Below are 6,107 nucleotides of genomic sequence, written 5' to 3' on the forward strand. Positions count from 1 at the left end.
CATCGGCGAGGTGGGGATCGTCGGCACCGCCGCCGCGATCGCCAATGCCGTCTTCCACGCGACCGGCTCCCGGCAGCCAGGGCGGGACCGGTCACCCGGGGATATCGCCCTGCTCGGCGAGGTCTGTCCGGTGGGACTTCTTCGATGAGGTCTGTCCCGCGAAGCCGGCCTCGTGAGGCCGGCCCGATGGGACCGGCCCTTACCCGGGTTCCTGCCTGCCCGCGGGGTCAGCCCCGCTCGCGGGCGCGCCTCTCCGCGGCCTCGACCACGTTGGTGAGCAGCATGGCCCGGGTCATCGGGCCCACACCGCCGGGGTTGGGGGTGAGGAAGCCCGCGACCTCCTCGACGCCGGGGGCGATGTCACCGGCGATCTTCCCGTCGACCCGGGAGACGCCGACGTCCAGCACGGCGGCGCCCGGCTTCACCATGTCCGCGGTGATCAGATGCGGCACCCCGGCCGCGGCGACGACGATGTCGGCGCGCCTGGTGTGGGCCGCGAGGTCCTGGGTGCCGGTGTGGCAGAGGGTGACCGTGGCGTTCTCCGAGCGGCGGGTCAGCAGCAGGCCGAGCGAGCGGCCCACGGTGATGCCGCGGCCGACCACGACGACCTCCGCCCCCTTGAGCGGCACCCCGTACTCCTGCAGGAGCACGACGATGCCGTACGGCGTGCAGGGCAGCGGCGCGTCGACCATGTGGACCAGACGGCCCAGGTTGGCCGGGTGGAGGCCGTCGGCGTCCTTCGCCGGGTCCATCCGCTCGATCAGCGCCTGCGTGTCGAGGTGACGGGGCAGCGGGAGCTGGACGATGTAGCCGGTGCACTCCTCGGAGGCGTTGAGCTCGTCGACGACCGCCTCGACCTCGGCCTGGGTGGCGTTCTCCGGCAGGTCCCTGCGGAGGGAGGAGATGCCGACCTCCGCGCAGTCGCGGTGCTTGCCCGCCACGTAGATCTGGCTGCCCGGGTCCTCTCCCACCAGAACCGTGCCGAGCCCGGGGACGATGCCCTGCTCCTTCAGCGCGGTCACCCGCGTCGTGAGATCTGCCTTGATCTTTGCCGCTGTGGCCTTGCCGTCGAGAATCCGCGCACTCATACCGCCAACCCTCTCACGAGGACGGATCGCGCTCCGCTTCCCTCCGCTCGATGATCCTGCGGGTGAAGGGGATCCACTCCACGACCCGCCCGCCGAGGTAGGCCGCACCGAGCGCGATGATGATCATCATCCATGGGCTACCCCAGAAATCCTGCATGATCACAAAGGAGTACAGAGCGTGGTCGAGCAGTGGCATGAGGGGTCTCCGCGACAGGAACGAAAGGGACGCTTCAGACTAATCGCAGGTCAAACCTTTTTCACCCAAGTAATCCTGTCTAATTCGCCACTCTCCTATCTCCCGGGTGCGGCTGCCACACCTGTGCGGCAGCCGCACCCGAGAGAGGAGATCAGTGGAAGAAGTGACGGGTGCCGGTGAAGTAGAGGGTCACTCCCGCCGCCTCGGCCGCGGCGATGACCTCCTCGTCCCTGATCGAGCCACCCGGCTCCACGACCGCCTTCACTCCCGCGTCGATGAGGATCTGCAGGCCGTCGGCGAAGGGGAAGAACGCGTCGGAGGCCGCCGCGGCCCCCTGGACGCGCTCGCCCGCCCTGGAGACCGCGAGCCGCGCCGAGTCGACCCGGTTGACCTGGCCCATGCCGACGCCCACGCTCGCGCCGTCCGCGGCCAGCAGGATCGCGTTGGACTTCACCGAGCGGCACGCCCTCCAGGCGAAGGCCAGATCCGCGAGGACCTCGGCGGAGGCGGCGGGCCCCGCCTTCAGTTCCCAGGTGGACGGGTCGTCGCCCGGGGCGTCGACCCGGTCGGCGTTCTGCACCAGCAGGCCGCCGTCGATCCGGCGGAACTCCAGCGGGTTGGACGGCCCCCGCGGACAGGCCAGCAGCCGGATGTTCTTCTTACCGGTGAGCTGCGCCAGCGCCTCGGCCGTGTAGGAGGGGGCCACCACGACCTCGGTGAACACCTCGGCGATCTGGCGGGCCAGTTCCTCGGTCACCTCCGCGTTGACCGCGATCACGCCGCCGTACGCGGAGACGGGGTCGCAGGCGTGTGCCTTGCGGTGCGCCTCGGCGACGTCGGCGCCGACCGCGATGCCGCACGGGTTCTGGTGCTTGATGATCGCCACGGCGGGCCCGTCGAAGTCCCACGCCGCCCGCCAGGCGGCGTCGGCGTCCAGGTAGTTGTTGTAGGACATCTCCTTGCCGTGCAGTTGCTCGGCGTCCGCCAGGCCGGCTTTCCCGCTGGAGTACAGGGCCGCGCCCTGGTGCGGGTTCTCGCCGTAGCGCAGCGGCGACTTGAGCTCCCAGGCCGCGCCCAGGTAGCCCGGCCACACGCCCTCCTCGGCCGCGTAGACGTCCGCGAACCAGGTGGCCACCGCGGTGTCGTAGGAGGCGGTGTGCGCGTACGCGGCGGCGGCCAGACGGCGGCGCTCGGTGAGGGTGAAGCCGCCCGCGGCGACCGCGGCGAGCACGTCACCGTAGGAGGCCGGGTCGACCACGACCGCGGCGGTGCCGTGGTTCTTGGCCCCGGCCCGGATCATCGCGGGACCGCCGATGTCGATCTGCTCCACGCACTCGGCGCCGGAGGCGCCGGAGGCCACGGTCTCCTGGAACGGGTAGAGGTTGACCACCACCAGCTCGAACGGCTCGATCTCCAGCTCTTCGAGCTGCTTGACGTGGGAGGGGTTGCCACCGTCGGCCAGCAGGCCGGCGTGCACGCGCGGGTGCAGCGTCTTGACCCGGCCGTCGAGGCACTCGGGGAAGCCGGTCAGCGACTCGACGGGAGTGACGGGGACGCCGAAAGAGGTGATCTTCGCGGCGGTGCCCCCGGTGGAGACGATCTCCACACCCGCGGCGTCGAGCCCACGGGCCAACTCCTCCAGCCCGCTCTTGTCATACACCGCGATCAACGCGCGCCGGATGGCGATGCGGGTCACTTCGTGCTCCTCCTGGTTGGTTCCGGTTTCTCCGGGGCGCCCGGCTCATCCACCGGGTCGTCCGAATCGAACAGTCCTGCCGATGACGGTCCAGCCCTCGCGGGCCATCCGGCCGACGGTGTCGACGAGCAGATGCCGCTCGACGGACTTGATGCGCTCGTGCAGTGCCGCCTCGTCGTCGTCGTCCAGCACGGGCACGGCCTCCTGGGCGATGATCGGCCCGGTGTCGACACCCGCGTCGGCGAGCATCACGGTGCAGCCGGTGACACGCACGCCGTACGAGAGCGCGTCGCGCACACCGTGCGCGCCCGGGAAGGAGGGCAGCAGCGCGGGATGGGTGTTGAGGACCGGGAAGGCCTCCAGCGTCGGCTTGCCGAGAATCTTCATGAACCCCGCGCAGACCACGAGGTCCGGCCGGTACGCCGCGATGCGGGCGGCGAGCGCCCGATCCCAGTCCTCCCGGGTGGGATGGTCGGCCATCCTCTCCACGAAGGTCGGCACCCCCGCGCGCTGCGCGCGTGCCAGCCCCTCGACACCGCCGCGATCGGCACCCACGGCCACCACTCTGGCGCCGTAGGTCTCGTCTGCCACAGCGTCCAGAAGGGCCTGTAGGTTGGTTCCAGAACCGGACACGAGGACCACAAGCCGAACGGCCTGGGATGACACCGACGCACTCCATTCGGACGGGGACTCACGCCGCTGCAAGGGTATCGGCCTGTCCGCACGAACGATGCAAGGAGGTCAGGTGACACTGCCGGTCCAGGTACGGTCCACCGAGAGCGCCGGTCGAAGGGCCCTATGGCTCGCGGTCACCGCGGTGGTGATGACGTTGGTGCTCCCCCTCGCGGGACTCGTCATGGCGATTTTCGCCCTTGTCACCTCAATCCGTGCGATCCCCGCGCTGCGTTCCGTCCCTAAACCCATCGGCACCGCCGTGGCGGGCATCGTGCTCTCCGCCGGGGCGCTGCTGGTGTCGGCCGGGGTGACCGCGATGCAGTTCTACTTCAGCGACGAGCTGGCCGCCTATACCGAGTGCGGTAAGGGAGCGGGCACCATCTCGGCGCAGAACGATTGCGTGGAGCGGCTTGAGCGGGCCATGGAGAAGAAGATGCCCTTCGTCCAGCCCGGCCAGCTGCAGTTCCCCTTCCCTCCCTGAGCGGGTCGCCTGATCGACACGCCTGGGACGAGACGGCCGGGCAGGTGATCCGCGATAGCGCTCAGTCGCGGTCCCAGGCGTAGGGGTCGACGTAGATCACATGGCCGCCCTTGTCGTCGGTCTCGTCGACGATGTCGCGCCGGGGCGGGCGCGGCGGCTCGGGGCGGTGGGCCTTCGGCGAGCTCTCCGCGGCGGCCGAGGCGTGCTCGTCCTCCCAGTCGTCCCTGATGACCGGGATCGGCTGGGTGTCGCACTCCGTGGCGTCCAGCCAGTGACCGGGGAGCTTGCGGAGCTCCTCCGACTCGGCGAAGCCGACCTTGCTGGCCACCGAGCCGGCGGCCTTGGCGATCTTGACTCCGGCCTTGCGGACCGGCGCGGTGGCCGTGCCGACCCTGGCCGCCGCCTTGGTGACCGCCGCGTTGTGCCCCCGGAAGATCAGCCACCAGTTGGCCAGCCCGGCGGCGATCCCCGCCGCGACACCCACCTCCAGCGTCACCGAGAGCATCACCTCCCACCCCGCCGGTCCCACCGCGGACAGCCTCGCGCCGCCGAGCGGGCCACCGGAGAGCGCCGCCAGCAGACCCGCCACCGCCCCGGTCGCCAGCCCGCAGGCGAACCCCCACAGCGGTGCTCCCTCGTACGAGGGGGAGGGCGAGATCCGGACGACCAGGACGCCCGCCACCGCGCCGGCCAGGAAAGGCACCGCGATCACGACCATCACCCAGGCGGGGGTCGGGCCCGCCTCCGGCAGCGCGCCCAGGATCGGCAGGCTCGGCACCGTGCCCAGTTGCACGCCCGTCGGCGCGACCAGCGTGCCGGTGCCGACCGCGAAACCGGGTCCCGCGATGTAGGCCATGCCCCAGATGACGGCGTTGAGCAGGTAGAGCCCCTGGATCAGCAGGAGCAGCAGCCCGCCGACGAATCCCGGGGAAAGGATCCCGGACAGCTCCCCGACCTGCCCGAAGTTGACCGCGACGGCCCCGAGCACCATGACGGCGCCCGCCACGAGCATGATCATCAGCGCCGCGGACGTGCCGACCACCACCGAGCGCAGCCGCTCGGGCAGCAGGCGCAGCATCGATCGCCAGGGCCCGATCGTCCTGGCGACGGCCACGGAGCCCGCGATGAAGGCCAGCACCAGATGGCTGACCAGCACTTCACCGAGGAAGGGCTGGGTGATCTCGTTCCTGGCGACCAGCGCGATGATCCCGGCCAGCAGCGCGTACGGCGCCGCCAGTGAGATGCCCGCCTGGGCGATCAGGATCAGCTGTGCCCTGCGACGGGCGTTGGACACCTCCCTGGGAGTGTTCTTGGGCAGCCTGGCGGGCAGCCGGAGCCGCAGGTCCGCGTCCCTGGCCATCCACATCCCGGCGCGGTACAGCAGGAAGGCGGGCAGGACCGTCAGTCCGAGCGGGAGCAGGCCCACCGAGCCGCCGGGGATCGCGAAGCCCGCGTGGTGCGCGGCCAGCCAGAGCTGCGAGGCGGTACGGAACACCGCGGGCAGACCGGAACCGAGCGCGCCGCGCGGTGCGGCGATCCAGCCGACCAGGGTGAGCGTGGTGAGCACCGCCAGCCCCACGCCGAGCGTCCAGGCGGCCGCGAGCATCCCGGAGACGGGAAGCGGCCGGCGGACGTCGTCGTCGTCACCCGTGAGGCCGGGCAGGGGGATACGGCTGAGGACGTTGCGGGGAGCCGTCCGGAGCTGATCGAAGAGGGCCGTCACAGTAGTCGATGGTCTCAGGATCTTCGGTGCGGAAGAGACTTCCGCGCCCCGCGTGTCGCGGACGGCGTGCCAGAAGCGGCCTGTGGTATTCCGGCGAAGCCGGTCCGGGACACCCCGCGCGCCGCGCGCGGTCTTCCCCGTGCCATCCCGCCCGTGCCATCCCGGCGGTCACCGATACGGGACAGCCGGCCGGCTGAACTGCGCCGCCGGCACCGAGTGCAAGGGCACCCACGGCACGCTGGCGCCCA

The 6,107-nt window shown here is 71.2% G+C and carries 6 protein-coding genes; 1 reads left to right on the top strand and 5 read right to left on the bottom strand.

Annotated features, from left to right (window positions below):
• Positions 1-227: 227 nt before the first annotated feature.
• The 4 genes from ABZ260_RS44695 to purN form a co-directional block, all read right to left on the bottom strand.
• Positions 228-1,088 (bottom strand): bifunctional methylenetetrahydrofolate dehydrogenase/methenyltetrahydrofolate cyclohydrolase, encoded by an 861-nt coding sequence (locus ABZ260_RS44695; protein ID WP_355630228.1) that lies wholly within the window; start codon positions 1,086-1,088, stop codon positions 228-230.
• Positions 1,089-1,101: 13 nt separating this feature from the next.
• Entirely contained in the window at positions 1,102-1,284 is a 183-nt protein-coding gene (locus tag ABZ260_RS44700; protein WP_350911601.1) for a hypothetical protein, read from the bottom strand.
• A gap of 151 nt (positions 1,285-1,435) precedes the next feature.
• Positions 1,436-2,980: a bifunctional phosphoribosylaminoimidazolecarboxamide formyltransferase/IMP cyclohydrolase gene (gene purH / locus ABZ260_RS44705; protein ID WP_350911599.1), complete on the bottom strand. Its 1,545-nt coding sequence runs from the start codon at positions 2,978-2,980 to the stop codon at positions 1,436-1,438.
• A gap of 45 nt (positions 2,981-3,025) precedes the next feature.
• On the bottom strand, positions 3,026-3,646 hold the full coding sequence (gene purN, locus ABZ260_RS44710; RefSeq protein ID WP_355567818.1) for a phosphoribosylglycinamide formyltransferase: 621 nt from the start codon (positions 3,644-3,646) through the stop codon (positions 3,026-3,028).
• A gap of 79 nt (positions 3,647-3,725) precedes the next feature.
• Between purN and ABZ260_RS44715 the strand changes: the two genes are divergently transcribed.
• The gene (locus ABZ260_RS44715; RefSeq protein WP_355567815.1) at positions 3,726-4,136 is read left to right on the top strand and encodes a hypothetical protein; all 411 of its coding nucleotides are present in this window, start codon (positions 3,726-3,728) and stop codon (positions 4,134-4,136) included.
• Positions 4,137-4,197: 61 nt separating this feature from the next.
• Here the strand turns inward: ABZ260_RS44715 and ABZ260_RS44720 are convergent, their stop codons facing one another.
• Positions 4,198-5,859, bottom strand: coding sequence for a DUF6350 family protein (locus ABZ260_RS44720; protein WP_355630231.1), 1,662 nt, complete (start codon positions 5,857-5,859; stop codon positions 4,198-4,200).
• Positions 5,860-6,107 lie beyond the last annotated feature (248 nt).

The organism is Streptosporangium sp. NPDC006013, from assembly GCF_040614275.1.
Lineage (GTDB): Bacteria > Actinomycetota > Actinomycetes > Streptosporangiales > Streptosporangiaceae > Streptosporangium.